The organism is Asaia siamensis (assembly GCF_014635085.1).
Taxonomy (GTDB): Bacteria; Pseudomonadota; Alphaproteobacteria; order Acetobacterales; family Acetobacteraceae; genus Asaia; species Asaia siamensis.
Map to the genome: position 1 here is coordinate 435586 of NZ_BMCH01000002.1, position 26043 is coordinate 461628.

The following is a 26043-nucleotide window of genomic DNA, read 5'->3' on the forward strand; positions in this document are numbered from 1 at the left end:
ATGATGAGGACGCAAGTGGCCTTTTATAGCCTTCAAGATCTCCACGTCCAAATTCATCGCTAGAAAAACAAAAAGGCCCGGTTTTGCAAACCGGGCCTTCGGTAGAAGCGCAGTTAAAAGCTCGCGCTGGTAGACATTAGCTGATGACGATGCTCGAGGCCTTGAGATCGGTCACGCCAAGGAAGGTCACCTTCATGTTGTTGTCCAGCTGCAGCGTGGTGTTACCGCCGCTAACCGTGGCCGTGGCAAGCAATGCCTGCACGGCCTTGTCGGCATCGGCGGGCTTGTAGTTATACATGAAGAACATGTTGCCCGCGGCGCTACCGAAATCGGTGATGGTGATGTCACCACCATTATGGCCTGCGAGAACGCCAAAGGTGTTCGCAGCGCCGCTGCCGCCCGTGACGGTCGCAAAGCTGTCGCCATTGGAGTTGGCGAACTGCGTGCCGAAGACCATGTGATCGGAACCCGACGTTCCGATGATCGTGTTGTTGCCAGCGCCGGTCCAGGCTTCAAGCGTGCCTTTCGAAGAAGACGCGTCGATATACTGGCTGCCAGTTGTGTTGGGCTGGTTTGCCGTAAACAGGGCGAGACCGTTCGTGTTGACGGTAGCGCGCAGGTCGTTTGCACCCCAGATCGTGCCAAGCCCTGCATTGATCGAGGTGTTGCCCGTGCCCGAGATGAATTTCAGGGCGCCGGAGACGCTGATCGACTGATTCGAGCCGTGATAGACTTCGAGATCGCCAGCTGCGGAAATGGTGTCACCCACGGTGCCAACGATGGTACCCGTGCTGCTCGAGAAGTTGACTGTCGAACCAGTACCACCGAAGACCGTGCTGTTGATGCCGACCGTGATCTGGCTTCCGGCGAGGGCCGAATCGACGACAAGCGAGTTGGACTGCAGGGTGACGACGGACTGACCACCAAGGATTGTAACCGTGTCGGAAGAATTTTCGACGCCGGTGATCGTGTCCTGGCCTTCAGACGCAACGAAATTGGCGCCCGTGCTGAGGGTAATGAGGTTCTGACCTTCACCCGCACGGATGTTATTTGTTCCAGCTGCAGCATAGATCGTGTCGTTGCCGTCTCCGGTCGCGATCGTCCAGTTGCCGGTATGGTTGCGACCATCGAACAGATTGTTACCCATGGTCGACACAAAGGTGCCGTTGTAATTGCCTGCGTAGAAGGTCACGCCTTCCATGTCGCCAGCAAGAACGGAGAGCGTGCTGGCCGTGATACCCGTGCCGTCGACCGTTACGGCCTTTACGTTCGGCGTAAGCGGCAGGTCCTGATCCGCGCTGTTGAATTCCGCACCCAGCGTACCGATGACGAGATTGCTGTAGTTTCCTGCCATCGAGAAGGCACCACCTGTGGTGATGACGCCTTGGACGAGGCTTGTCGTGGCAGACGGGCTGGTATTGGTGCCCAGTGCGAGATCGACAGAGGTGACGTCACCTGTCGCGACAGCACCCAGAATCTGCGCTGCGTAGCTCGAGGCGAGTGTCTGCATGCGGGCACCTTCCACGGTGACCTGTACAGTCATGCCAGACGAACCAACTACCGTTACGATCGCCATGCGACCAGCTCCTTATATTATTATTGGAGGCTTCAGACAAAGACCGTTACATTTCGCGCAGGACACCGCCCCTGCTGTCGGTCGAGCCGTCTACCAAGATCTGCATCGGAAAATCAACTTTTTTATAAATGTCTTAACCAATCCCTCGAGTCAATAAATCAAAGGTATTCGACATGATTCGATACTAGTTTGCCTCAAACCCACATAATGAACGCAATTTTGTGATGAGGAAATAATTTGCAATAATCAAAAATGAAGAAACCCTTGGAATTTTGAGGTTTTTTGATCTTTTCCGACCGCATTGTGGAAAGGCGATTACTCACATTGTTGCGATGAATGTGGTTTGTGTCATGTTACAGTGTCGTGACGATGGGCGAGATATAATTTATACTGAGAAAGAAAAAGAGACGAATTATTGATAAAATAATTTCATCTTCCTGATACGTTTCCGGTTTTCCGAAAAACCCCTTCCTCTAGTCCATTGATATAAAGTCGGAAAATGTGAGAGTGGTGGATAAGGGGCTTCGAAAAATTCTGCCCAGTTATTAGTTCGATTTGTGTTTTTTTTTCTGCCAAAGCAAAAACGCGGCTCACGAATTTCTGATCAATGGTCGGGACGAATTCGAATCTGCGCAGCCTGCACCTTTAAAGAATGCCGCTAAATTCGCCTCCTTCTGACATGTCAGCTGCGAAAGCGAGGCTTTGTGCCGATCCTGCTTCGTGAAAGGAAAGAGACGTTTTCGCGCTCGTGCTGTGAGCTTGGAAAGAGGCAAAGCTTCGCGCAGGGTTTTAGGCCGCTGCCTCGCGAAGGAGAGCGGGTTCGGATCGGTGGGGTGGACGGAATGTGTGTCTAGAGAGTGGTCTGCTCGAGCTCTTCAAGCCACGCTGCTGCTGTTCCGTCTGAAGGCGCGCGCCATTCGCCGCGGGGTGACAGGCTTCCTCCCGATGAGAGCTTGGGCCCGTTGGGCAGAGCCGATCGCTTGAACTGGCTGAAGCCGAAGAAGCGCGTCAGAAACACCTTGAGCCAGTGGCGAATGACGGTGGCGTCATAAGCCAGTTTCCTGTCTTCGGGGAAGTGGGCTGGCCAGACACCGCGACCCTGTTCTTCCCAGGCCTGCAGCGCGAGGAAAAGGATCTTGCTCGGGCGAAAGCCGTAGCGCAGCACATAATAGAGTGTGAAATCCTGCAGGGCGTATGGACCGATCTTGTCTTCGGTCTTCTGCACGCCCTCGGCACCGGCAGGCACGAGCTCAGGCGTGATTTCCGCCGAGACAATGCTTTCGAGCACAGGGGCGATCGTGTCGCCGAGCCTACCCTTGCGGGCCAGCCAGCGTATCAGATGCTGGATAAGCGTTTTGGGCATGCCAGCATTGACGTTATAATGCGACATCTGGTCGCCCACGCCATAGGTGCACCAGCCGAGCGCCAGTTCGGACAGATCACCCGTGCCGATCACAATCCCGTTGCGCTGATTGGCAAGGCGGAACAGGAAGTCGGTACGCAGCCCCGCCTGAACATTTTCGAAGGTGATGTCATGCACCGGCGCACCCGAGGCGAAGGGATGCCCGATGGTCTCCAGCATCTGCATGGCCGTCGGTCTGATGTCGAGTTCGTGGGAATCGACGCCCAGCGCTGTCATCAGCCGGTGGGCGAGACTCAGGCTGGCATCGCCGGTTGCAAAACCCGGCATGGTATAGGCAGCAACCCGGTCGCGACTCCACCCGAGTTCGTCGGCAGCGCGGGCCGCCACCAGAAGGGCGAGCGTGGAGTCGAGGCCGCCAGACACGCCGATCACGCAGCGTTCGACTCCGCTCGTCCTGAGGCGTTGAGTGAGGGCGCGCACCTGAATGGTCCAGGCTTCGTAGCAATCCTGATCCAGTCGGCCCGGATTTTCGGGTACAAAAGGAAAGCGTGGGACGACGCGGTGAAAGCCGATATCGCCCTCGACGGGCGCCAGTGTGAAGCTGATTCGGCGCCATTGCCCATGATCATTGGCGCGGGCGCAGTCATGGAAGCTGCCCATGCGCATGCGCTCCTGACGAATCAGGTCTAGATCGATATCAGCAAGCGTCATCTGCGCCGTGACAGGAAAGCGGTCTGACTCGCCCAGAAGACGACCGGCCTCATAGACGGAAACCTGACCGTCCCACGCGACGTCAGTTGTCGATTCACCGGCCCCCGCCGCAGCGTAGACATAGGCGCAAAGGGCGCGTTGCGATTGGGCCCGACACAGCAAATGGCGGTCTTCGGACTTGCCGATGGTGATGGTGCTGGCCGAAGGATTGCCGATCACCGTTGCGCCTGCCAGGGCGAGCGCCGTGCTGGGCGGGTTGGGGACCCAGAGATCTTCACAGATCTCGATGCCAAGCGTGAAGTCGGGCAGATCCTGCGCTTCAAAAATCAGATCGGCCCCAAATGGCACGTCCTGTCCGCCAAGCCGCAGCGTCTCGTCACTGATGTCGACTCCCGCCACGAAATGGCGCGAGTCATAGAATTCGCGATAATTCGGCAGGTAGGATTTCGGCACGATACCGAGAATCCTGCCCTGATGGAGTACCACCGCACAGTTGAAGAGCCGACCTCGCTGCACGAGTGGCGCGCCAACGACGATGACAGTCTTCCAGGCGAGACTTTCGGTCTGCAACCGGAGCAGGCAATCGGTCACACCATCGAGCAGGGCGTCCTGCTGGCGCAGATCGTCAATTGCGTAGCCCGAAAGACAAAGTTCGGGGAAGACAGCGAGAGCCGCACCGGCAGCGGCGCTTTCATGGGCCAGCGCAACGATCTGCTGCAGGTTATGGCGAGGGTCGGCAAGGCGCACAGGAACCGTGCAGGCCGCAACCCGGGCAAAACCATGACGATAGAGAGATCGAAATGCGCTCATGGGATCATCTCCTGCAGCATTGGCCCGGGAACAGGCTGCCGGTTCCCGCACCGGCTTTCGCCCAGAAACGTCTTTCCAGATTAAAAGACAAGGCCCTGTCGTTACGAAGCAAACCGTTGCGTGGCTGACCCGTTCACCCAAAGACCCGGGATCATGACGATTTTGTTATGTTCCATTCAAGGAGTTATCGCCATGGACCTTCTTCGCTGGACAATCGTTTTCCTGATCCTTGCCCTGCTTGCCGGGCTGCTCGGTTTTGGCGGCATCTCCGCTGACTTTGCCTCGATCGGCAAGATCCTGTTCTTTATTTTCCTGGTGCTGTTCGTTCTCAGCTTCATATTCGGCCGCGGCCGTATGCGCTGACCCCGGGTTCAAATGCGGGTGCAGGCCGATCCGGCCTGCACCTTTCTTTATACCTGGCCTAGTAGCCGTTTGGGTCCGGGTCGCCGGGATAGGCGTTCGGATAGGTTCCCGGATATGTGCCGGGATAGGTATAGCCTGGAGGGGGTGCGCAATTGGCATATCCCCCGCATTGATAGGTATAGGGGGCTGCCGCATAGCCGCCGCCGTAATAGGGATTGGCGTAGTAGGAGCTTGTCACGGCAGCACCGATGACAGCGCCGGTTGCGACACCGAGGCCCCATCCGCCCCAGCCTCCACCCCATCCGCCCCAACCCCAGCCGCCGCCCCATCCGGGCGAGCCCCAGCCATAACCGACCCAGCCCGGGCCACCCCAGCCCCAGCCGGGGCCACGCCAGCCACCGCCCCATGGGCGACCCCAGCCACCGCCATAATAGCCTCCGCGACCGCCCCAGCCACCAGGGCCTCCACCGCCGCGCCAACCGCCGGGCACGCCGCCACCACGCCAGCCACTGGGTCCGCCGCCGCCGGGGCCTCCGCCATGCCAGCCACCGCCCGGTCCACCGCCTCCGCCACCATGGAAGCCGCCGCCCGGCCCGCCACCACCGTGGAAACCACCGCCGCCGCCCCGCTGCGCATGGGCAGAGAGGGGCATCAGCAGAGGCAGGGCAAGAAGAGCCGCCCTCAATCTGTATGAACCTTGCATGGCTTCAGTCTTCCCTTCCATGGAGAGCGGTAAAACGTCGCTTTCCGGTTTTTCTGCATATCGTGCCGAGTGGGGGCGGAATAAAGACGAAAGCGTAACTGCGCGATTTCGTTTCGTGACAAATGGTCGGCGCAGGCGAAAATCAGGCGGGGTAAGAGGTTTCTGGGCAGGAGTCAGCGCCGCGGTCTGCGCTTTATATGCCCCCCCAGACGCGCCAGAACGGCTTGCAGATCGCCTTCCTTCATGTCTGGTATGGAAACGGGTTGCGGCATGGGGCGAGCGGCCGGCGTGACAGGACGCACAATCGACGGATCCTGCAAGATCCTGAGTTTCCTGACCAGAATGGAGCCGTCATCGAAGCGCAGGTCGCGCCCACTGCGCAGGGGGCCGCAATGGGTATTGATCCGTTCGATAAGCTGGGGGGCCAGGTGCTGAAGCTCCAGCGCGACAGGCCCGGTGCAGGCAATTGTCAGCGTGCCTGCGCTGACCCGTCGGGGCTCCGTCTGCGCTGCAAGGGCGGGGCCTACGATTTCGGCCCAGTCGAGAATAAGCCTGATGGCTGGGGCTGCGCGTTTGCTGAAGGCCGGTTTCGTGACCTGAGGCAGGATCGAGCCCAGAGCGCGCCCGGTCATGGCGCGGCGTTCCGGAGGACGTTCGGCGGCAGCCGGAGGGAGTGATTGCTTCTGAACGCCGGATCTGGCCGCTGGCCTGTCACTGCCGGGGCGAGACGCAGCCTTGTAGCGCGATGGTTTATCGGCGGCTGTGCGCGTCTGGCCCTTGTCCGAAGGCAAATCTCGCTTCATATCGCCGGGGTGACTCCTTCAGCTTCCGCACTTCTCGACTGGTATGCCCATCAAAGGCGTGTCTTGCCCTGGCGCGCTCTGCCCGGCCAGGTGGCCGATCCCTATGCCGTATGGCTGAGCGAGATCATGCTGCAGCAAACCACTGTGGTGACGGTTATGCCGTATTACGAGCGGTTTCTGAAGTGTTATCCCACTGTGCAGGATCTTGCCGAAGCGCCCTTGCAGGACGTTCTCGCTCTCTGGGCAGGCCTTGGCTATTACAGCCGCGCGCGCAATCTTCATGCCTGCGCGCAGGCTGTGGCGGCGCTCGGCGGCTTTCCCTCAGATATTGCCGGGCTTCAAGCGTTGCCGGGCATCGGCGCCTACACGGCGCGTGCCGTGGCTGCAATCGCGTTTGGCGTGCCGGTCGTGCCGGTTGATGGCAATGTCGAGCGCATTACGTCGCGTCTGTACGCCGAAGACGCGCCTTTGCCCGGTGTACGTCGCAGGCTGGACCATCTGGCCACTCTGCTCAATGACGACCCCGCAGCACGCGCTGCACCGAGCGATTTTGCCCAGGCACTTTTCGATCTGGGGGCCGGTCTCTGTACGCCGCGTCGTCCGTCCTGCCTCATGTGCCCCTGGCGCGGCGTGTGCAGGGCCTATGCCTCGGGAGAGCCGGAGCGTTTTCCGGTGCGCGCGCCGCGCAAGGCAAAGCCGGACCGACATGGCTTGGTGTTTCTTCTCCGGGATGATTCAGGGGCTGTCTGGCTGCGCCATCGCCCGGAGAAAGGTCTGCTCGGCGGGATGACGGAACTGCCCGGCACGTCTTGGCTGGACGAGGCACAGGATCTGGCGAGCGCGCTGGAGGAGGCGCCAGTAGAGGCGCTGTGGAAAGAGGCTGGACAGATACGTCATGTTTTCACACATTTTACGCTGCATCTGAGGGTTATGATGGCGCGGGTGCCCGATTTCGGCGCGTTGCATAACCAGCCCGGTTTCGCCTGTCCGTCAGAGAGCCTTTCGCGTCAGGCTCTGCCCAGCGTGATGCAGAAATGTCTGACCGTCGCTGGTGCGACTGCTGCTGACTGAAGAAAGAGAGTTCCGTTCATGCTTTATGCGTCTGCCCGTTTCTGGCTTCTCGATTTCTTCGGTCAGGTTGTCGATCACGACCCGCTGCGCGATTGTCTGTTTTCGGTGACACCGCCCCCCGGACGCTATCCAGGGCTCTTCTTCTTTGCCGACAACGCCTCGCTTGCCGAATTTACGGTGACCCTGCGCAAGGTCGTTTCCCTGCCCAAGCCAATCCCACAGTTGCTTGCCAATCGCTTGCCGAGCGGCGTCGTTACCCTGCGGCGTATGGATGGTACGGGTCGTTATCTGCGCAGCATTGAAAATGAGGGGATCGATTTTCAGGCAACAGAGGCCAAGGACTGGGAGCAGTTTTTTATCCTCTCAGAGCCGATGATGCATAGCTACGCCATTCTCAGTCAGGCCGCGGTCAGCACGATCACCGATGAGCAGGGCGCCGTTCGAGCGCCCCTGCGCTTTGTGCAGGGCCATAACGGCCAGATTGGCGACAGGGTCTTTTCACTGGCCGCCAATCTTCCGGCACTTGAGGAAATTGCCAGTCTCGGGGCTGGTGCCGCTGCGCCGCTGGTTCTGAGCGCGCGAAACGGCGACTCTGTGACCCTGCAGATCACCCGGTCATGAGCCGCGCGTCTTGCGATAGGCTGCCATGGCGCGATCGCGCCCGTCACTGAGCGAGACAATCGGTCTGGGATAGGTCTTGCCAATCTTGACGCCAGCTTTTTCCAACACCTTTGGTGCCGCATCCCAAGGGGCAGCGATGGCGTCATCAGGCAGTCTGGAAAGCTCGGGCACCCAGCGGCGGATGTAATCGCCCTTCGGGTCGAATTTGTCCGTCTGGCGCAGGGGGTTGAAAATGCGGAAGAAGGGCGAGGCTTCAATCCCTGTCCCGGCGACCCACTGCCAGTTGACCGCGTTGGATGCCGGGTCGGCGTCGATCAGCGTATCCCAGAACCAGTTCTCTCCTTCACGCCAGTCGATCAGCAGATGCTTTGCGAGAAATGAGGCCACGATCATGCGTGCCCGGTTATGCATCCAGCCTGTTTCCCAGAGCTGGCGCATTCCGGCATCCACGACGGGAATACCGGTCTGCCCTCTCTGCCAGGCGGCGAGGTCTTTCCTGCTGTGGCGCCAGCCGAGCGAATCGAACTGTGATTTCAGATTGCGGTCTGGCAGATGCGGGTTGTGAAAGAGCGTGTACCACGAGAAATCGCGCCATCCGAGTTCCGAGAGATAGATCTCACGGTCTTCCTTGGCGCCCTTGTCGGCGCAGTAATGCCAGACCTGCCGCGGGGAAATGACGCCAAGGCGAAGATAAGGAGAGAGTCGTGAACTCTCCTCGGCTGCCATGTCGTTGCGGCCAGTCCCGTAATGGTCGAGCGGGCCAGAGGCGAAATCCTGTGCGATTTCCTGAGCGGCGTCTTCTCCGAATTCCCAGTATTCGGTCATCTTGCTGGCCCAGTCGGGTTGGGTCGGAAGCAGCGCCTTGCCAATGTCGGCAGGCTTCAATGCCTTGCCAGCGTCTTTCAGAATGGCATCCCAGGATTTCAGCGCGCATTTGCCTGGCGTGGCAACCGGTTTGGAAGGGGTGCCCAGGGCCTTGAAGCCTTTCCACCACGCCGTGAAGATCTTGTATGGTGTTCCCGTCTTTGTGGTGACTGTCTCAGGCGCGCGCAGCAATGTTCCATGCAGGCGGACCATTTCACTCCCTGCCTTTTCCAGCGCCTCGGCGATGGCATCGTCCTGATCGCGTGCCGCCTTCTGATAGCGGTGATGGCAATAGAGCTTTTCTGCGCCCGCTTTCTTCATCAGTTGCGGGATCAGCTTTTCCGGATCTCCCTCAAGAATGAGGCAGTTGCCGCCATGGGCTTCCACGCTCTTGCTGAAGGCAGTGAGGGTCTCATGCAGGAACCATTTCAATGCTCCCCCCGGGCTGCGCGTCGAGCCGGAATTATCGAGGATATAGACGCACAGACACTCGCCATGCGCATCGAGGGCTGCGTTCAGTGCGGGATGATCGGCAAGGCGGAGGTCGTCCCTGAACCAGAGCAGGGCGGGTGATGAATGGGCCATGAAAATCCTGATGCAGCGGCGATAAATCCGAGAGGGATGCAGGGGAAGCGCAGCAGATCAGGCCGGGTTCAGTAGTGAGGGCGAGAAGCCTCTCTTTTCCGTGAACAGACAACGCCGCCCATACGCCGGCCGAAGCGTCAGAGGTAAAAATCGTCTCTTTATGTAACTGTGAAAACCGTTTTCTGATCCGGGCGTTGAATGGCCCCAAACATTTTAATAGGGAAATGTTCCATGACCACGGTTTCCTTCCTCCGCACGGGTGCTCTTGCTGTTATGCTGGCTCTTCCGGCTCTTGGCCTCACCGCCTGCAACACGGTTGATGGCGCAGGGCGCGATGTCAGCTCCATCGGGCATAATGTGAGCAACGGCGCCAACGCCACGCAGGGCGCTATCCATAATTCGGTTCCGCAGGCAGCAACCCGCTGAACCCGGCTTTTCAGCCACGAATTATGAAAAAGCGGCGGGGTCATTTCCCGCCCTTTTTCATGTTTGCCGCATGGGCTTTTCAACGGTATCGGGGCAGGCTCAGCGCCTGCTCTTGCAAATTGCGGCCAAGACAGCACATAGTAAGCGCCCGGTCATGAAGACCGGGTTTATAATTGACGTTCTCGGGGCGGGGTGAAACTCCCCACCGGCGGTAGGTGCATTGGCACGAGCCCGCGAGCGCCTTCGGCTTTTGAGCCGGAGGGTCAGCAGATCCGGTCAGAACCCGGAGCCGACGGTCACAGTCCGGATGGAAGAGAACAGAAAACGCTCTCACCCTGGCGTGCCACGGTGAGAACGAGGGATGTTCGCGCCTGGGGACCGTCCTGATGGGATGGGACCGTATTGCTGTGCCGGGAGTTTTCTCCTCCAGACCTGACCTAGAGAAAGGGGCCCTTTCAGGGCCCGCTCTGGACGCCATCCGTCTGGGCTTCGACGCTGCGCTTGCTGAAGCTTCGCGCTATCTTGGCGCCACCTCTCCCAATCCCGCTGTTGGTTGTGCCCTGCTCGATCGTGAGGGGGAGATCCTTGTCACCGAGGCGCATCATCGCACAGGGGCGCGCCATGCCGAGGCGCTGGCGCTGCATAGGGCGCGAGAACTCGGTGTAATCGATCGGGTGTCTACCGCGCTTGTGACGCTTGAACCCTGCAATCATGTGGGTCGGACGCCGCCTTGCAGCGAGGCCCTGCGTGACAGCCCGGTCAGCACGGTCTGGATCGGCATGCGCGACCCCAATCCTGTCGCCGGTGGCGGTATTGCCCGGCTGAGGCAGATGCCTGAAGGGCGCATAGTCCATCTTCTGGAGGATCATCCTGCACTGGCCGAGACCTATCGAGCCTGCCAGTCGCTTATCGCGCCTTTCGCAACCCGGATCGTGAAGCAGCGGCCCTGGATCACGGTCAAACAGGCCTGTGACGCCAAGGGCTCGATGATCCCGCCTGAGGGCAAGACAACCTTCACCAGCCAGAATTCGCTCGAGATTGCCCACCGTCTCAGACGGGCGAGTGATGCGATCATCACGGGCATTGGCACGGTTCTGGCCGATCGCCCGCGCTTTACCGTGCGCCATGTTCCCGATCATGAAGACCGGGCACCGCGTCTGGTGGTTGTCTGCGATCGTCAGGACCGGCTGCCGGATTCATGGCGGGAGATGATGATAGGAAGCGGCTACAAGGTGATCGCATCGCACAATCTCGCCGAAATCCCGGCCCTACTGGGAGATCACGGCGTGAACTGGGCCATGGTCGAGGCCGGACCGGCGCTTCTGGCTGAAATCGAGACGCTCGGCCTGTGGGATGACTGGCTGACCATAAGAGCCTCGCATGAAGGCCCCGATCGATGTTCGGTGCGCTCCCACGGACCTTCTCCCTTGCGTTTCATACTTGATGAAGGGGCAAATCCCCTTCCTGCTGACGAGGCTGCATTCTGATGTTTTCAGGCATTATCGAGCATATCGGCCGTATCAAGACCGTCGAACCCCGTGACCAGGCAATTCTGCTTCAGGTCGAGACAGGTCTTTCGGACATGGATCTGGGTGAGAGCATCGCCGTCAACGGAGTCTGTCTGACGGTTGCCGCCTATGACTCGTCAGGTCTCGCCGATTTCTTTGTCAGTGCCGAAACCCTCGCGCGCACCGCCCTCGAGCGACTGAAAGAGGCCTCACGCGTCAATCTCGAGCGGGCCAGCACACCCGCCACCCGTCTGTCAGGTCATATCGTTCAGGGTCATGTCGATGGTCTGGCCGAGTTTGTGGCCGTGCGGCCGGTCGGGGAATCGCACCATATCACGTTTCGTCTTCCGGCGGCCCTGCGCGGCTATGTGGTTGAAAAAGGCTCGATCGCGCTCGATGGCGTCAGCCTGACGGTCAATGAGGTGAGCGACGTGGCAGAGGGCAGTTTCACTATTGCGCTCATGATCATCCCTCACACCTGGGATCATACCGGGCTGTCCGAACTAACCCCTGGCGCTCCGGCCAATGTTGAGGTCGATGTTCTGGCCAAATATGTCGAGAGCCTGCTGAAATACGGGGTGCGGTCATGAGCACGACGCCGTCCTATCCGCTCGCCAGAGCCATTGCGGCTCTGCGTAACGGACGCATGGTGATGATGGTCGATGATGAAGGGCGCGAAAACGAGGGCGATCTCGTGATCGCAGCCCAATTCGCGACAGCTGAGGCGGTCAATTTCATGGCGACCCATGCGCGGGGCCTGATTTGCCTGCCTCTCGAGGCCGAGCAGCTCGAACGCCTCGATCTGCCCATGATGCCTCGACGCGGCCATGATCCACGTGGAACAGCCTTCACCGTTTCCATTGAGGCGACGACGGGGATTACGACAGGTATCTCCGCTGCCGACAGGGCGCGCACGATCCAGCTTGCCGGTCATCCCGACGCCCGCCCTGAAGATATCAGCACACCGGGCCATATCTTTCCGCTGCGCGCCCATCCCGAAGGCACGGTCGCGCGCGATGGCCATACTGAAGGCGCTATCGATCTTGCCCGTCTTGCCGGGCTGCATCCGGCAGCGGTGATCTGCGAAGTGATGAGTGCCGACGGCACCATGGCGCGTCTGCCGGAACTGCAGGAATTCGCGTCCCGTCACGATATGCCGGTCATCAGCATCGAAGAGATCGCGGCCTGGTGCCGTGTGCATGGACGCGAGGCGCTGAGCGACCTCGTGGTGCCGACACCTGTGCCCCCTGCGGTCGAACGCATTGCCGACGCCGCGCTGCCGAGCGTCTATGGCGGGCATGATCTGCGCATCCAGGCGTTTCGTGCACCGGACGGCATCGAGCATGTGGCACTGGTCAAGGGCGATCTGACAAAGGGCGTGCCTCTCGTACGCCTGCACTCGGAATGCGTAACCGGCGATGCGCTGGGTTCCCTGCGTTGCGATTGCGGTCCTCAGCTTCGCGAGGCGCTCGAGCGGATCGCGGCGGCGCCGTCGGGCGCCCTCGTCTATCTGAGGGGTCATGAGGGCAGGGGCATCGGCCTTGGCAACAAGATCAGGGCTTATGCGCTTCAGGATGAGGGTAAGGACACGCTCGAGGCCAATCTCGAACTCGGCCTGCCCGGCGATGCGCGTGACTGGGTGACTGGGGCCGCTATTCTGGAGCTGCTCGGCATCCATACCCTGACCCTGCTGACCAACAACCCCAGCAAGGTATCGGGTCTGGAGGCAGCGGGGCTGAAAGTCGTCAGTCAGGAGCGCCTCGAAGCCGGATCGAATCCGTTCAATCGCGCCTATCTTCATGCCAAACGTACCCGGATGGGACATCAGCTCAGTGATGTCTGGCCGGAACTCGTCGAGACTATGGTTCAGAAATAAGGATCACCCATGAGCAAGACCATCCCCGTCGCCCCCGATCTCAACCTGGTGCCGACCCCCAAGCTCGCTCTGCTCGTCAGCCGCTTCAACACCGATGTCACGCATGGTCTGCGCGACGGCGCGCTTGAATGGCTTGAAGAGCACGGCATTCGCGATGTCGACGTGTTTGATGCTCCCGGCGCTTTCGAACTGCCGCTCATGGCGCAGGCTCTCGCCAAGACCGGCACTTATGAGGGCGTGATCTGCCTTGGCTGCATCATCAAGGGTGATACGGCCCATTTCGAGTTCATCAGCCTTGGTGCGACGATCGGAATCATGCAGGCACAGCTTGCCACCGAGACGCCAATCTCGTTTGGCGTGCTCACCACCTATACCGACGAACAGGCTCAGGCCCGCTCGCGCAAGGATGTCCATAACAAGGGACGCGAGGCTTCCGCTGCTTGCGTCGAGACGCTGGCCTTCCTGCGCAACACACGCAGCTGATCCAGGTGTTACAAGAGTGTGACGGATGAAGTTTCCCAATCGGGAAACAATGCTCTAAACCTGCCCGGACCGTGACGCTTTGGCGTCTCACCGTGGCAGGGTTCATCGCACTCCAATGCTAGCAAACTTCATCGGCTCGATCGTCTCGTTCTGCACAAGACGCGCCTGGATCGTTATTCTCCTTTTTGCGCTTCTGACGGCGGGCAGCCTGTTTCTGACAGTGCAACGCCTTGGCGTGACGACCGATACTGACGAGATGTTTGCCGCCAGCCTGCCGTGGAAACAGCGCGGTGCCGAGCTGAGCCGCCTTTTCCCGCAGAATGACGACCTGATGGTCGCCATCATCAAGGCCGATATGCCTGAACAGGGGCGGGCGACAGCGCGTGAACTGGCGAAGATCCTGCGTGCCGATCACAAGAATTTCCGCACGGTCAGACTGCCTGACGACTCACCCTTCCTGCAGAATCACGGGTTGCTCTATCTCGACAAGCCGGTTCTGGGGTCCTTGCTCGACTCCATTGTGGCCGCGCAGCCTTTTCTGGGCACGCTCTCGGCTGATCCCTCTGCCCGCGGGATCTTCTCGGCGCTCGGCCTGATGGGGGAGGGGCTGTCAGCCGGTGAGGACATTCCCGAAAGCTTCACCCCGGAGCTTCAAGGCTTTGCCTCTGCGCTTCGTGATGCGGCTCAGGGCCATCCTAAGGATCTCTCCTGGCAGAATCTTCTGGCGGGGCCGCTGGCCGACATGGCAGGCAATTATCAATATGTCATGACGCAGCCGCATCAGGATTTCGGCTCGCTCCAGCCGGGTGGCGAGGCGAGTGCTGCCATGCGCAAGGCCATCGACTCCCTGCCTTTCGTCAAGAGTGGCAACGCCATTGCGATGATCACAGGCCCGGTGCAGCTCAGCGATGAGGAATTCTCGACAGTCGCTCATGGCATGGGTCTCGGGCTGCTGACCTCTCTCGTTCTGGTGGCGTGCTGGCTGGTGCTCGCCGTGCGTTCGGTGCGTGTCATCGTGCCCATTCTCATCACGCTCGTGATTGGCCTGCTTCTGACCACCGGGTTTGCGGCCATCGCGGTCGGCAAGCTCAATCTGATTTCTGTCGCCTTTGCCGTGCTGTTTGTCGGTATTGCCGTCGATTTCGCTATCCAGTTTTCGGTGCGTTTCCGTGGTCAGCGTCTGACATCGGGGGGCGAGATGTCACCGGCTGATGCGCTGGCCGAAACAGGGCGTGAAACGGGGCACCAGATTCTGGTCGCCTCGCTCGCGACGGCGGCAGGCTTCCTTGCCTTCGTGCCGACCAATTTCGTCGGTGTGGCACAGCTGGGGCTGATCGCTGGTATTGGCATGATCATTGCCTTTTTCTGCACCATGACGCTGCTGCCTGCGCTGCTCTGCCTGTTCAGTGCGCGTCTGAGCCGTGGTGAGCCTGGCTTCACGAAACTGGCAGGGGCCGATCACTGGCTGCGTCATTATCGCAAGCCGGTGCTCGCCTTCTATGCCCTGCTGGCCATCGCCGGTCTGGCTCTCATTCCGCGTCTCAGCTTCGATGCCGATCCGCTGCATACCAAGAACCCCGATACCGAGGGTATGCGGGCGCTTCACCTGCTTGAGCAGGACCCCCGTGCATCGCCCTATGACGGCGAGGTCATTGTGCCCAATCTCAGGATTGCGGCTGAGCGGGTGAAGCAGTTCGAGGCGCTGCCGAGTGTCTCGTCGGTCATGTGGCTTGGCATGTTCGTGCCCGAAAACCAGCCCGAAAAACTGGCCATGATTCAGGATACGGCGTCGATCCTTCTGCCGACGCTTGTGGGGCAGGAGGTTGCGCCTGCTCCCGATGCCAATGCATTGCGCGCCAGCGCTGCGGCGGCGGCCAGCAAGCTTGGGGCTGTTCTCGACAAGACGGCGCCAGCTTCGCCCCTGCGTGACATCCAGAAATCGCTTGCCCTTCTCGCCAAGGCGTCGGATGCGCAGATTCTGGCGGCCAATACGGCGCTGACACGCTTCCTGCCTGAGCAGCTTTCGCAACTTGTGGATGTGCTTCAGCCGACCCCCGTGACACTTGAGGGCATTCCTCAGGATATCGCGCGCGATTATGTGCTGCCTGACGGGCGTGCGCTGCTCAAGATCCTGCCAAAGGGGCGCATGTCTGACAGCAAGGTGCTGTATCACTTCCTGAACGACATGCTTTCGGTCGACAAGAATACGGCAGGCACGGCGCTTGAGGTGGTCGAGAGCGCCCATACCATGGTGCATGCCTTTTCGACGGCGGCCCTGTCGGCTCTGGCCATGATTGCGATCATTCTTTTCGTCGCCCTGCGCCGTCTGCTGGATATGGTGCTCGTTCTGGCGCCCCTGATGCTGTCGGCCCTGCTGACGGTCATCCTGATCGTGACGGTGCCCGAGACGCTGAACTTCGCCAATATCATCGCCCTGCCGCTGCTTCTGGGCGTTGGCGTGTCGTTCAATATCTACTTCGTCATGAACTGGCGTGCCGGCATCAAAAGCCCGCTGACCTCGCCCACGGCGCGCGCTGTTCTTTTCTCGGCGCTAACCACCGGGACGGCTTTCGGCTCTCTGGCGGCGTCGCAGCATCCGGGTACGGCAAGCATGGGGCGTCTGCTTCTGATGTCGCTGGCCTGTACGCTTCTGGCGACCCTGACCTTCATCCCGGCCCTGCTTCCCAAACGCAAGATCGACGCTGAATAAGAGTGAGTTGCCTATAAGGCAGAGCAGCTCCGCCTCAAAAGCAGGTGGCAGGCGGGGCTGACCGGTGCTAGGGACATGAGACTAACGTTTTCGTGAGCCCTGCCTATCGTGTCGAAATCCCTTTTTCGCTGGAGCCTCACGGCTGCCTGTCTGGCCGGGTTGACGGCGCCGCTGCCCGCCTGGGCCGGTGAGGACAGCGACGAAGAAACCGGGTCGGAACCCAGCTATCAGATCAATGATCCGTTTCCTGACCGGCAATTGCAGCCGACCAGTGTGCCGGCATTCGGCCAGCCGAAGGCTGTTTTCTACAATCCATACGGGCTGACAGACTGGCTGCGTCGTCATGGCATTGGCGTGTTGCTCGACAACATCAACGAATATGCGGCGGCGGTCACGGCGCCCACGAAAAACGTCGGCGATTACCGGCAGGGTTCGAGCAATGCCGGGCAATATGCCCTTTCCCTGAACGTGGACTGGGAGCGCATTGCCCATATCAAGGGCTTTGCCACCCATATGGTCGTGACCGGACGCTATGGGACGCCTGCCAACCGCATGTTCGGTGACTGGCTCAACCATTCATCCGAAATCTATGGCGGCGGCGGCAATGTGGTCGTGCATCTCGTCATGGCCTATGGCGAAGAGACGCTTTACGGCGGCAAGCTCTCGATTGCGGCCGGGCGTATGGCCGAACTCTCCGATTTTGCGGCCAGCCCGCTTTTCTGCACATTTCAGATCAATGCGATCTGCGGGCGACCGCGCGCCGCTGCCGATACAGGCTATGCGTCGACCTTCCCCGCCGGAAACTGGGGGCTGCGTGTGCGTGGTCGTCCCCTGCCGCAATCCTATATCCAGCTCGGCCTTTATCTGACTGAGGAGGGGATGTTCTCCTACGGGATGAACAGAAGCGGTTTCAAATTCAACAGTGCCTATATCAATGGCGTCAGGCTGCCGCTCGAACTGGGCTGGGAGCCCAAAATACGCAGTCATCTGTCCGGCCATTACAAGATTGGCGTTGCCCTCACGACCGCCGCACTCTCGGATATTCATGAAGATGAATATGGCGAGCCTTACGTGCTGACCGGGGTAAGCCAGCGTCAACACCATGCCAGCCTGAATAGCTGGGTCATGATGGACCAGAAATTTGCGACCTACCGGCGTGATCGTTTCGGCAACGATTCCGATGCCGGCCTGACGGCGCTCTGGGGCTTTCTGTACAACGACAAGCATGTCGCTCTGCGCAACTGGCAGGCCTATGGTGGCCTTATCAGCCGCGGTACCTTCGCCTCGCGACCGGAAGATACGATTGCGGTGGTGTTCAGCTACACCGCTATTTCACCGGGCGTGCAGCGCACCGAGGAATTGCTGCGTGCGCAGGGCAGGACGCTACCCTATCGTGCGACAGGCATCCAGCGCCATGCCATTGTGATGGAAGCCAATTATGGCTGGCACGCTTTTCGTGGCGTGCTGATGCAGCCGATGGTCCAGGCCTTCATCCGTCCCAACGGGCAGGGCAATCTGCGGGATGCGGTGCTTCTGGGCTTCAAGACCCATATCGAGTTTCTCTGACGGCGCCTGCCAGGAATTCCGCTTCAGACAGCGGGAATAGCCCATTTTTTCGCTGCATCGAACGCAGTGATCGTGCCAAGCTTTGTGTCTTACTGTTTCAGGAGACTCTCGCATGGACGCGCACATTGACGGATCGCTTTTTCCGGTGCTTCGCATCGCGCTTCAGCCGGGTGAGCGCCTTGTGGCCGAGACGGGCGAACTCTCCTGGAAGAGCCCGCATGTGACCCTGAATACGAGCACGGCTGGGGCTGGCAATAGCGGGTTTTTCGGCTCGGTTTCGCGCATGATTGCAGGCGGTGGTCTTTTCATGACCGAATACCGTGCCGAAGGGGCACCCGGCATGGTGGCCTTTGCCGCCAAAATCCCGGGTCATATCACAGAACATACGCTGGATGGGTCGCGCGCCTATCTCGTGCATCGCCATGGCTTCATCGCAGGTACTGAAGGGGTGCGCCTCGACCTCGCCTTTCAGCGCAAGCTTGGTGCGGGCCTGTTTGGCGGTGAGGGCTTCGTGCTGCAACGGATTTCGGGCTACGGCCAGTTCTGGGCCGAGCTTGGCGGTGAGATCATCGCGCATGATCTGGCGTCCGGTGAGCAGATAGATGTGCATCCCGGTCATGTCGGCATGTTTGAAGAGAGCGTCCAGTTCGACATCACCATGCTGCCCGGCATACGCAACAAGCTGTTCGGCGGCGACGGGTTGTTTCTTGCCAGACTGACCGGTCCAGGGCGCATATGGCTGCAGACCCTGACCCTGTCCAATCTGGCAGGGGCCATCGGCCCCTATCTTGGCGCCACGGAGGCGAAAGGAGCGGCAGAAGGCACGCTGCTCGGCTCGCTCGTTCGCAAGGCCTTCGACTGATCCGGGATCAGCGCGAGCTGGCCGGAGTCAAGGTAGTCGCACCTTGGCCAGTCGTGCCAGCAGCTTTTTCTCTGCCGGAGGATGCGCATAAAGCATCCGGAGAGGAACAGCGTCGTGCTCGAGCATCCACGCCACTTCCAGATGATAGCGTCGGTAAAGGCCGCTCCGGGCCACATCCATCAGGGGGTCATGAGCCTGATAACGCGCCAGATTGTCTCTCAGGTCGAAGTCACCGCCCTTACCCACAAGATCGGCATAGCCCTCATTGAGCCATGCTGGATGGATTAGGGCGAAGAAACGACCGAACGCGCGGCCTTGCATGACATGCGTTGCCTCATGGGTAATATAATAGGCGAGCGGACGTTCCTTCGCATCCAGCATAGGCCCCGCAACAGGGGGAATGATCCTGTTGCGGGCGATATCGGCTTCACGAAGATAGATATTGGATGTGAGAGGCGCGATGACGATGCCGCCGACACGGGGATGGAATATCCCGTAGAGTTGCAGGCGCCAGCGCGTGTTGCAGATGAAGACGTGAAAACGCTGCTCTGGCGTATAAAGGATGGATGTCTGCAGCCGTCGCGTCGCATCATCCAGGACCGCAGAGATAGGATCGTCGATGGGTCGATCCGACCAGATATCGAATTGCCGATAGTGCAGACGATAGGCGAAGGCGGGCTGGGGATAAGCCAGTATAGCGATATACAAGCCTAACGCGCCCGTCAGTGAGAGGCCGACCCGGCAGACGGCCCCTCGGCTCTTTTTCAGGCTGGGTCGTTTCACCGGTGTCGTGTCTCCAACTCTGGTGCGCTCGTTCTGTCTGTCCGGTCAGATCACGTAATCGACCGGGGGCAGGCGCTGGTCCATGGCAAGGGCGGGCATGTTGGTGTGACGTGTGCCGATGCGGCGGGCCGGGTTGCCGACGACCGTGGTGTAGGGGTGGACGCTTTCCAGAACGACCGAACCGGCACCGATCTTGGCGCCCTCGCCAAGCTCGATATTGCCGAGAACGATCGCGCCAGCGCCGACCAGAACACCGCGACGCACCTTGGGGTGACGATTGCCCGTCTCCTTGCCGGTGCCGCCCAGCGTCACACCCTGAAGAAGTGAAACATCGTCTTCGATGATGCAGGTCTCACCAATGATGATCCCTGCGCCGTGATCGAAAACGAGGCGCCGACCGAGCTGTGCGGCGGGATGGATGTCGAGGCCGAAACGCTCGCTCACGAGGCTCTGGATATGGCGGGCCAGATGCTGGCGGTCATGCTGCCAGAGCCAGTGGGCGATGCGATAGGCCTGAATGGCGTGATAGCCTTTGAAGAACAGGAAAGGCGTTACGTAATCGGGGCAGGCGGCATCGCGCTCGAAAATGGCGATCATGTCTTCGGCGGCGGCTTCGGCAATTTCGGGTCGTTCGATCAGAGCCGAGGTGACGAGGGCCGACAGCACGGGCGCCGACAGGGCGCGGTCTGCCAGTTTTGTGCCGAGCAGGGCAGCCAATGCGCCCTGAAAATTGCGATGATCGCTGATGCCGGTCGCGAAAACGCCCTGAATAAGTACGTCGCAGCAGACATCGCTCTGCTTGAGCATTTCCTGCCAGATGGCGTTGAGATCGGGTGGTGTGCTCATAGACCCATGGCCTTCTTCACAAAGGCGCGTCGCAGGCCGGGCAGGCGGCTCATCGCTTCCAGACCCAGATCGCGCCCGAAACGCAGAACGGGGTTGTCGTTGCCGAAAAGCCGCTCAAGCCCGTCACAGGCGGCCATCATGGCCATGTTACCCGGGCGTACGCGACGTTGATAACGGGTGAGCAGATCTGCACCGCCAAGATCCCCGCCTGTCGCGAAACGCTCTTCGAGCAGGGCTGTCAGGGCAATGACATCCTTGAAGCCGACATTGAGCCCTTGCCCGGCAATCGGGTGCAGACCATGGGCGGAATCACCCGCCAGAGCGAGGCGAGGGCCGATATAGCGCTGCGCATATTGGGCAGAGAGCGGATAGATCCAGCGGCGCCCGACCGGCACGGCGTTGCCGACATCATCGCCAAGGCGCTGCATGATGGCTCTGGCAAAGCCGGTTTTGTCGAGAGCGTAGAAGCGTTCGGCGCGTCGGGTCGATTCTGCCCAGACAATGGCCGAGCGATAGGGATGCTCGGCATTGCCTGGCAGAGGCAGGCGGGCAAATGGGCCCTGAGGCAGAAAATGCTCGAGCGCACGATCCTCATGCGGTCTTTCATGATGGATGATGCTGATTAGACCGCACTGGTTATAGGGCAGACGCGTGACCATGATGCCCGCCTGCTGGCGCAGAGGGCTTTGCCGACCCTCAGCGGCAATGACGAGGGCTGCGCGATAAGAGGCGCCCGATCCGAGCGTGATCGCGACATGGTTGTCTTCGAAGACGAAACTGCCGGTTTCCGGGGCGGCAATTTCGAGCGCGCCCTCATGCGCGGTCAGGGCATGATTGAGCGCGGCACGCAGGTCGCGCGCTTCGATCATCCAGCCGAAAGGGGTTTTCGCGCCATTTTCGACGGGGGCGTCGTCGGGTGAAAAACACAGGCCGTGGCGCGAGGCGGCTTGGCCGGGGCGGCCGTCACTGACGGTGATGCTGCGTATCGGCTGCGAAGGGCTGGGCAGATGCTGCCAGATACCGGCCGCATCGAGCATGCGGCGTGAACCTTCGGTAATGGCATAGGCACGACCATCGAGCGAAGGGTGCTCCATGCCGGGCAGGGGGGCCCGGTCGATCAGCAGGATTCGCAGACCTGACGCCGCGAGACGGCAGGCCAGAGTCGCGCCAACCGGACCGGCGCCGTTGATGCAGATATCGACCTGTCGCATGGGGTGCATTTCCTCGCAGCCTGAATAACCGTGGCTTTTTTAATGCAGTCCTAGGAAATGGGAAATGGATCGTTATAGGCCCTTGCCAATCTCGTTATGAAACTGGCACGATTTACGTTCATGATAACTGGCAGAACTGTTTGCCTAAACAGGGGCCTGTTGCGGCGCGGAGGGATGTAATGAAGCTCATCACGGCGATTATCAAGCCGTTCAAACTGGACGATGTCCGTGAAGCCCTCACCCCATTAGGGGTACAGGGTCTAACGGTTACCGAGATCAAGGGTTTCGGTCGTCAGAAGGGACAGACGGAGATTTATCGAGGGGCAGAATATCAGGTCAGTTTCCTGCCCAAGGTCAAGATCGAGATCGCCGTGACCGACGATATCGTCGATGAGGTGGTCGAGGCGATCCTGAACGCCGCGCGTACCGGCAAGATCGGCGATGGCAAGATCTTTGTCTCGCCGCTGGACACTGTCATCCGCATCAGAACCGGTGAAACGGGAGAAACAGCCATATGAGCCGCATGTACAAGGCGCTTGCTCCTCTTTCTCTCGCCCTGATGCCGCTGCCCGCTTTTGCAGCGCCCGCCGCCATTGATACCGGCGACACCTCTTGGATGCTGGTCAGCACGGCTCTTGTCCTGCTGATGACCATTCCGGGCGTCGGCCTGTTCTACGCCGGCATGGTACGCAAGAAAAACGTGCTGGCCACGCTCATCCAGTCTTTCGCCATCTGTTGTATCGCGAGCCTTGTCTGGCTTGTGGTGGGCTACAGCCTTGCCTTTGGTACGGGCACGCCCTGGATCGGCGATATGTCGCGTTTCATGCTGAACGGCGTTGCCGAGCATATCAGCAAGGGTGTCGATCAGGCCTTCACCATGGGCGCCAATTCGGCCAACCCGGTGGCGATGACCATTCCCGAAAGCGTCTGGGTCATGTTCCAGATGACCTTCGCGATCATCACCCCCGCCCTGATTGCCGGCAGCTTTGCCGAGCGCATGAAGTTCTCGGCACTTTGCGTGTTCACCATCCTGTGGTCGCTGGTGGTCTATGCCCCGATCGCTCACTGGGTCTGGAGCCCGCTTGGCTGGGTGGCTGGTATCGGCGCTGTCGATTTTGCCGGTGGTACGGTCGTTCACATCAATTCCGGTGTGGCCGGTCTCGTCGCGGCACTGGTTCTGGGCAAGCGTCGTGGCTACGGGCATGAGGATCTCTCGCCCTTCAACCTGACCTACGCCATTATTGGTGCCTCGCTGCTCTGGGTTGGCTGGTTCGGCTTCAATGCAGGTTCTGCTGGTGGTGCCAACGGGCGCGCAGGCATGGCCATGCTGACCACGCAGATCGCGACCGCAGGCGGTGCCATGGCCTGGATGGCAGCAGAATGGATCCATTCGCGCAAGCCGACGGCTCTGGGCATCATCTCGGGTGCGGTGGCCGGTCTGGTTGCCATCACCCCGGCTGCCGGTTTCGTTCTGGCCGGTCCGGCGCTGATCATTGGTCTTGTGGCCGGTGTGGTCTGCTTCTGGGCGTCTGCCATTCTCAAGCCGCGCCTCGGCTATGACGACAGCCTAGACGCCTTTGGTGTTCATGGAACGGGCGGTATCGTTGGTGCGCTGCTGACCGGTGTGTTCGCCTATGGCCCGCTTTCGGCAACCGATGCGAACCCTGCCGGTGTGGTGGGCTCCTTCGCCCAGTTCGTCCGTCAGGCCGAAGCGGTTGGCGTGACCATCGTCTGGTGCGTGATCTTCACCTTCATCATCCTCAAGGCAATCGACCTCACAATCGGTCTGCGTGTCACGCGTGATGAGGAACTCGAAGGTCTGGACATGGTTCTTCATGGCGAGCGGATCAACTGATCCGCATTGTCCTTCAAGGGAAATACCGATGGCACTGAAACGCTCACATGGCCATGCTCTTCTGGCCAGTCTCATGCTCGGAGGGGCGGCGCTTGCCAGCCCTTCGGCTCTGGCGCTCACCGCCAAGGAATGCCATGCGAAGTTTCAGGCCGCTGAAAAGGCAGGCACGATGAACGGCCAGAAATACAAGGATTTCAAGGCCGCCCAGTGTGGGGATGTCTCGACCCAGACAGCGCAGCAGAATATGCCCGCTGCCGAGAAAGAGGCCGCCGCTGACAAGCCGGTCACCACCGACGCACCGGCTTCGCCCGGGGCAGGTATTGCGTCAAAGCCCAGCACGGCTTCGTCTGGCAATGTAGTGTTTCCCACTGCCGTATCGCCACAATATGCCAAGCTTTCAGCAGGCAAGGCCCGTATGAAGACCTGCCTCGACCAGTATCATGCCAACCAGCAGAGCGGTGGTAACGGCTCTCTGAAATGGATTCAGAAGGGCGGCGGGTATTACTCGCAGTGCAATGCCAAGCTGAAATAAACGGCCGCTTTCTGCCAGTTTCGAACGCCGCTCCTTCCTGTCAGGGGGCGGCGTTTTTTTGTGCCTGCTGCTCAGGAAGCGATCATCTCGTCAGAGATCGTCCCCCAGGGCCAGCAGGGCGCGGGCGGCGCCGATATCGGTCACGAGCGTATGGCAGCCCAATCTTCTGATCGCAGCAAAAATGGCAGGGGCTCGGCTCACACCGCCCGAGGCGATCACCAGATGGCGCGTTTCAGCCAGAACAGAGAGCGCGACAGACATGATGCGGCTATTAAGAGGGTGGTCGATTTCACGCCCCTGACCATCGAGCGCATGACACATCACATCGCATAGCGCGCCACGCTCGATGAGACGTTCGTATTCCTCTGCGGAAATGAGTCCGCGCGACAATGACGTGGCCTCTGCGCCGATCTCGCCAACACTCACGATCGCCATGTCGAGCGAGGCGGCCATCTGATCGAGCCGATCAAGCCCGCATTTCTCGCGCAGGACACGCGCTGTCTCCGCCGAATCGACCAGAAGCGGTGCCGGATAGAGAAAGCACTCCGCCCCCATCCGGCTGGCGAGTTGCCAGGCATAATCAGTGCTGTTTTCGTGCCCGGCTTCGATCATGCCGCCAAGAAGGGAAATGACCCTTGTATCGGCCAGGCGTGAGGGGCGAAAACTGCCCAGTGAGGCAGTAAGGGTGCGGCCCCAACCGACTCCAAGACTTATGCCCTCATGCACCGTTTCCGAGAGAAAGCGCCCCAGCGCGGCCCCGACGGAACGTGTTGCCTCGTCCTGATCACGCGCTTGCGGCACGATGATCGCCTCTGCCAGGCCAAAGCGCGCCTCCAGATCGGCGGCAAGGCTGAGACTTTCTTCTGAATCGGTGGCGATCCAGATCTGCACCTCACCCCGACGCAGGACTTCCTCCAGCAGGCGGATAACCGTGGTGCGAGCCAGACCCAGCGCTTCGGCGATGTCTTTCTGGGTCATCCTGCGATCGTAATACATCCAGGCCACACGAAGCCGCGTAGCCTTGTCAGACGTCACGCCCTTGCCCTGCATTCGCTTCACTCGCGTCATGGTCGTCTTTTCCGCAGCCTCAGCGCCCCGCTTTTTCCGGGTGACGCATATGTGTTCGCTCACTCTAACATGTGTCCTGACAATAGGACAAAAGTACGTATTCTCCCCTCTATTATTGCTGAATTCAGGAGAGTCGAATGGTCCAGAGAGCCGAGCCGGGCGCCCGTCCGGGTGTAAGATTATTTCTCGATACAGCTGACCGTGAGGCCCTGGCCCGTTGGCTGCCGACCGGTCTGTTTCATGGTGTCACCACCAACCCGACCATTCTCGATCGCGCCGGACTACGCAGCAGCTTCGATGACATTGCGCCGCTGATGCAGGAGATCCTGACCTATCCGGTGCAGGAAGTTCAGGCCCAGTGCTGGGGTACAGAAACCGATGCCCTGATCGAGACCGGCCTCGCTCTTGCCGCGCTCGACCCCCGTCTTGTGGTCAAGGTGCCGATTACCGAGAACGGCATCCGTGCCGTTGCGGCGCTTCATGCGCGCGGTGTGCGAACGACCCTGACGGCGGTCTATGTGGCCCATCAGGCCCTGACGGCTGCCGCTTCCGGGGCGGATTATGTGGCTCCCTATTTCGGGCGTATCAACGATAGCGGTCGCGATGCCCTGGCCGTGATCAGCGAGATGCAGGCCATTCTCGGTTCGACAGGCACGACGACACGCCTGCTTGTGGCCAGCCTGCGCCATGCCGAAGACATGGCCCGTCTTGCCTCCCTCGGCTGTGACACTTTCACGTTCAGCCCAGTTGTTGCCGAGCAACTCTTCTCTGATCCCCAGACGATTGAAGCTTCTGCGGTTTTCGAGGCGACGGCAGCAGGGGCCTGAGTCCGGCACCTTTTCACGAT

At 60.2% G+C, this 26043-nt stretch carries 24 protein-coding genes and 1 riboswitch; of the genes, 15 read left to right on the forward strand and 9 right to left on the reverse strand.

Annotated features, from left to right (window positions below; translation table 11 throughout):
• Window positions 1–136: 136 nt before the first annotated feature.
• Both IEV53_RS05460 and IEV53_RS05465 read right to left on the reverse strand, forming a co-directional pair.
• On the reverse strand, window positions 137–1576 hold the full coding sequence (locus IEV53_RS05460; RefSeq protein ID WP_188425763.1) for a beta strand repeat-containing protein: 1440 nt from the start codon (window positions 1574–1576) through the stop codon (window positions 137–139).
• A gap of 850 nt (window positions 1577–2426) precedes the next feature.
• The gene (locus IEV53_RS05465; RefSeq protein ID WP_188425764.1) at window positions 2427–4460 is read right to left on the reverse strand and encodes an NAD(+) synthase; all 2034 of its coding nucleotides are present in this window, start codon (window positions 4458–4460) and stop codon (window positions 2427–2429) included.
• Window positions 4461–4652: 192 nt separating this feature from the next.
• Here IEV53_RS05465 and IEV53_RS05470 point away from each other — a divergent pair, with 192 nt between their 5' ends.
• Complete coding sequence (locus IEV53_RS05470; protein ID WP_188425765.1) at window positions 4653–4823, forward strand: DUF1328 family protein; 171 nt, start codon at window positions 4653–4655, stop codon at window positions 4821–4823.
• A 58-nt stretch (window positions 4824–4881) separates the two neighbouring features.
• Here IEV53_RS05470 and IEV53_RS05475 read toward each other — a convergent pair whose 3' ends face one another.
• Window positions 4882–5526 (reverse strand): BA14K family protein, encoded by a 645-nt coding sequence (locus IEV53_RS05475; protein ID WP_188425766.1) that lies wholly within the window; start codon window positions 5524–5526, stop codon window positions 4882–4884.
• 173 nt (window positions 5527–5699) lie between these two features.
• Window positions 5700–6329, reverse strand: a complete 630-nt coding sequence (locus IEV53_RS05480; RefSeq protein ID WP_229719640.1) for a DUF721 domain-containing protein — start codon at window positions 6327–6329, stop codon at window positions 5700–5702.
• 9 nt (window positions 6330–6338) lie between these two features.
• Here IEV53_RS05480 and IEV53_RS05485 point away from each other — a divergent pair, with 9 nt between their 5' ends.
• Entirely contained in the window at window positions 6339–7400 is a 1062-nt protein-coding gene (locus IEV53_RS05485; RefSeq protein WP_188425767.1) for an A/G-specific adenine glycosylase, read from the forward strand.
• 18 nt (window positions 7401–7418) lie between these two features.
• On the forward strand, window positions 7419–8021 hold the full coding sequence (locus tag IEV53_RS05490) for a hypothetical protein (RefSeq protein ID WP_188425768.1): 603 nt from the start codon (window positions 7419–7421) through the stop codon (window positions 8019–8021).
• Here the strand turns inward: IEV53_RS05490 and IEV53_RS05495 are convergent.
• Entirely contained in the window at window positions 8016–9470 is a 1455-nt protein-coding gene (locus IEV53_RS05495; RefSeq protein ID WP_188425769.1) for a cryptochrome/photolyase family protein, read from the reverse strand. The genes IEV53_RS05490 and IEV53_RS05495 overlap by 6 nt on opposite strands.
• 231 nt (window positions 9471–9701) lie before the next feature.
• On the opposite strand from IEV53_RS05495, the gene IEV53_RS05500 reads away from it, so the two are divergent.
• The 8 genes from IEV53_RS05500 (at window position 9702) to IEV53_RS05535 (ending at window position 18901) form a co-directional block, all read left to right on the forward strand.
• The gene (locus IEV53_RS05500) at window positions 9702–9896 is read left to right on the forward strand and encodes an entericidin (RefSeq protein WP_229719642.1); all 195 of its coding nucleotides are present in this window, start codon (window positions 9702–9704) and stop codon (window positions 9894–9896) included.
• Between the two features lie 174 nt (window positions 9897–10070).
• A riboswitch (FMN riboswitch) is annotated at window positions 10071–10219 on the forward strand.
• Window positions 10220–10282: 63 nt separating this feature from the next.
• Window positions 10283–11383, forward strand: a complete 1101-nt coding sequence (gene ribD / locus IEV53_RS05505) for a bifunctional diaminohydroxyphosphoribosylaminopyrimidine deaminase/5-amino-6-(5-phosphoribosylamino)uracil reductase RibD (protein ID WP_188425770.1) — start codon at window positions 10283–10285, stop codon at window positions 11381–11383.
• Window positions 11383–11994: a riboflavin synthase gene (locus IEV53_RS05510; protein ID WP_188425771.1), complete on the forward strand. Its 612-nt coding sequence runs from the start codon at window positions 11383–11385 to the stop codon at window positions 11992–11994. Before ribD ends, IEV53_RS05510 begins: the two co-directional genes overlap by 1 nt.
• Complete coding sequence (gene ribB / locus IEV53_RS05515) at window positions 11991–13280, forward strand: 3,4-dihydroxy-2-butanone-4-phosphate synthase (protein ID WP_188425772.1); 1290 nt, start codon at window positions 11991–11993, stop codon at window positions 13278–13280. Before IEV53_RS05510 ends, ribB begins: the two co-directional genes overlap by 4 nt.
• 9 nt (window positions 13281–13289) lie before the next feature.
• Complete coding sequence (gene ribH / locus IEV53_RS05520; protein ID WP_188425773.1) at window positions 13290–13763, forward strand: 6,7-dimethyl-8-ribityllumazine synthase; 474 nt, start codon at window positions 13290–13292, stop codon at window positions 13761–13763.
• Window positions 13764–13878: 115 nt separating this feature from the next.
• Complete coding sequence (locus tag IEV53_RS05525; RefSeq protein WP_188425774.1) at window positions 13879–16473, forward strand: MMPL family transporter; 2595 nt, start codon at window positions 13879–13881, stop codon at window positions 16471–16473.
• Window positions 16474–16581: 108 nt separating this feature from the next.
• Window positions 16582–18039, forward strand: coding sequence for a carbohydrate porin (locus IEV53_RS05530; RefSeq protein ID WP_229719644.1), 1458 nt, complete (start codon window positions 16582–16584; stop codon window positions 18037–18039).
• A 112-nt stretch (window positions 18040–18151) separates the two neighbouring features.
• Window positions 18152–18901, forward strand: coding sequence for an AIM24 family protein (locus IEV53_RS05535; RefSeq protein WP_188425775.1), 750 nt, complete (start codon window positions 18152–18154; stop codon window positions 18899–18901).
• 27 nt (window positions 18902–18928) lie between these two features.
• Here IEV53_RS05535 and IEV53_RS05540 read toward each other — a convergent pair whose 3' ends face one another.
• From IEV53_RS05540 to IEV53_RS05550, 3 genes are all read right to left on the reverse strand, one after another.
• On the reverse strand, window positions 18929–19609 hold the full coding sequence (locus IEV53_RS05540) for a hypothetical protein (RefSeq protein WP_188425776.1): 681 nt from the start codon (window positions 19607–19609) through the stop codon (window positions 18929–18931).
• 120 nt (window positions 19610–19729) lie between these two features.
• Window positions 19730–20530, reverse strand: a complete 801-nt coding sequence (gene cysE, locus IEV53_RS05545; protein ID WP_188425777.1) for a serine O-acetyltransferase — start codon at window positions 20528–20530, stop codon at window positions 19730–19732.
• Window positions 20527–21750 carry a UbiH/UbiF/VisC/COQ6 family ubiquinone biosynthesis hydroxylase gene (locus IEV53_RS05550; RefSeq protein WP_188425778.1) on the reverse strand — a complete coding sequence of 408 codons (1224 nt, stop codon included), beginning with the start codon at window positions 21748–21750 and terminating at the stop codon, window positions 20527–20529. The genes cysE and IEV53_RS05550 overlap by 4 nt, the downstream gene beginning before the upstream one ends.
• A gap of 170 nt (window positions 21751–21920) precedes the next feature.
• Between IEV53_RS05550 and glnK the strand changes: the two genes are divergently transcribed.
• Genes glnK through IEV53_RS05565 form a run of 3 tightly spaced genes read left to right on the forward strand, consistent with a single transcriptional unit; the run spans window position 21921 to window position 24128 of the window.
• The gene (gene glnK, locus IEV53_RS05555) at window positions 21921–22259 is read left to right on the forward strand and encodes a P-II family nitrogen regulator (RefSeq protein WP_025841918.1); all 339 of its coding nucleotides are present in this window, start codon (window positions 21921–21923) and stop codon (window positions 22257–22259) included.
• Between the two features lie 5 nt (window positions 22260–22264).
• On the forward strand, window positions 22265–23596 hold the full coding sequence (locus IEV53_RS05560) for an ammonium transporter (protein WP_304500469.1): 1332 nt from the start codon (window positions 22265–22267) through the stop codon (window positions 23594–23596).
• 28 nt (window positions 23597–23624) lie between these two features.
• Window positions 23625–24128 carry a hypothetical protein gene (locus tag IEV53_RS05565; protein ID WP_188425780.1) on the forward strand — a complete coding sequence of 168 codons (504 nt, stop codon included), beginning with the start codon at window positions 23625–23627 and terminating at the stop codon, window positions 24126–24128.
• Between the two features lie 90 nt (window positions 24129–24218).
• Here the strand turns inward: IEV53_RS05565 and IEV53_RS05570 are convergent, their stop codons facing one another.
• The gene (locus IEV53_RS05570; protein WP_188425781.1) at window positions 24219–25196 is read right to left on the reverse strand and encodes a sugar-binding transcriptional regulator; all 978 of its coding nucleotides are present in this window, start codon (window positions 25194–25196) and stop codon (window positions 24219–24221) included.
• Between the two features lie 137 nt (window positions 25197–25333).
• Between IEV53_RS05570 and IEV53_RS05575 the strand changes: the two genes are divergently transcribed.
• Entirely contained in the window at window positions 25334–26023 is a 690-nt protein-coding gene (locus IEV53_RS05575) for a transaldolase family protein (RefSeq protein ID WP_188425782.1), read from the forward strand.
• Window positions 26024–26043 lie beyond the last annotated feature (20 nt).

Coding starts and splice junctions, on each gene's coding strand:
- ribH (WP_188425773.1), top strand. CDS start 13,290: ATGAGCAAGACCATCCCCGTCGCCCCCGATCTCAACCTGGTGCCGACC.
- IEV53_RS05460 (WP_188425763.1), bottom strand. CDS start 1,576: ATGGCGATCGTAACGGTAGTTGGTTCGTCTGGCATGACTGTACAGGTC.
- IEV53_RS05560 (WP_304500469.1), top strand. CDS start 22,265: ATGTACAAGGCGCTTGCTCCTCTTTCTCTCGCCCTGATGCCGCTGCCC.
- IEV53_RS05500 (WP_229719642.1), top strand. CDS start 9,702: ATGACCACGGTTTCCTTCCTCCGCACGGGTGCTCTTGCTGTTATGCTG.
- IEV53_RS05465 (WP_188425764.1), bottom strand. CDS start 4,460: ATGAGCGCATTTCGATCTCTCTATCGTCATGGTTTTGCCCGGGTTGCG.
- IEV53_RS05550 (WP_188425778.1), bottom strand. CDS start 21,750: ATGCACCCCATGCGACAGGTCGATATCTGCATCAACGGCGCCGGTCCG.
- IEV53_RS05490 (WP_188425768.1), top strand. CDS start 7,419: ATGCTTTATGCGTCTGCCCGTTTCTGGCTTCTCGATTTCTTCGGTCAG.
- glnK (WP_025841918.1), top strand. CDS start 21,921: ATGAAGCTCATCACGGCGATTATCAAGCCGTTCAAACTGGACGATGTC.
- IEV53_RS05480 (WP_229719640.1), bottom strand. CDS start 6,329: ATGAAGCGAGATTTGCCTTCGGACAAGGGCCAGACGCGCACAGCCGCC.
- IEV53_RS05495 (WP_188425769.1), bottom strand. CDS start 9,470: ATGGCCCATTCATCACCCGCCCTGCTCTGGTTCAGGGACGACCTCCGC.
- IEV53_RS05510 (WP_188425771.1), top strand. CDS start 11,383: ATGTTTTCAGGCATTATCGAGCATATCGGCCGTATCAAGACCGTCGAA.
- IEV53_RS05570 (WP_188425781.1), bottom strand. CDS start 25,196: ATGACGCGAGTGAAGCGAATGCAGGGCAAGGGCGTGACGTCTGACAAG.
- IEV53_RS05565 (WP_188425780.1), top strand. CDS start 23,625: ATGGCACTGAAACGCTCACATGGCCATGCTCTTCTGGCCAGTCTCATG.
- IEV53_RS05575 (WP_188425782.1), top strand. CDS start 25,334: ATGGTCCAGAGAGCCGAGCCGGGCGCCCGTCCGGGTGTAAGATTATTT.
- ribD (WP_188425770.1), top strand. CDS start 10,283: ATGGGATGGGACCGTATTGCTGTGCCGGGAGTTTTCTCCTCCAGACCT.
- IEV53_RS05475 (WP_188425766.1), bottom strand. CDS start 5,526: ATGCAAGGTTCATACAGATTGAGGGCGGCTCTTCTTGCCCTGCCTCTG.
- cysE (WP_188425777.1), bottom strand. CDS start 20,530: ATGAGCACACCACCCGATCTCAACGCCATCTGGCAGGAAATGCTCAAG.
- ribB (WP_188425772.1), top strand. CDS start 11,991: ATGAGCACGACGCCGTCCTATCCGCTCGCCAGAGCCATTGCGGCTCTG.
- IEV53_RS05470 (WP_188425765.1), top strand. CDS start 4,653: ATGGACCTTCTTCGCTGGACAATCGTTTTCCTGATCCTTGCCCTGCTT.
- IEV53_RS05525 (WP_188425774.1), top strand. CDS start 13,879: ATGCTAGCAAACTTCATCGGCTCGATCGTCTCGTTCTGCACAAGACGC.
- IEV53_RS05535 (WP_188425775.1), top strand. CDS start 18,152: ATGGACGCGCACATTGACGGATCGCTTTTTCCGGTGCTTCGCATCGCG.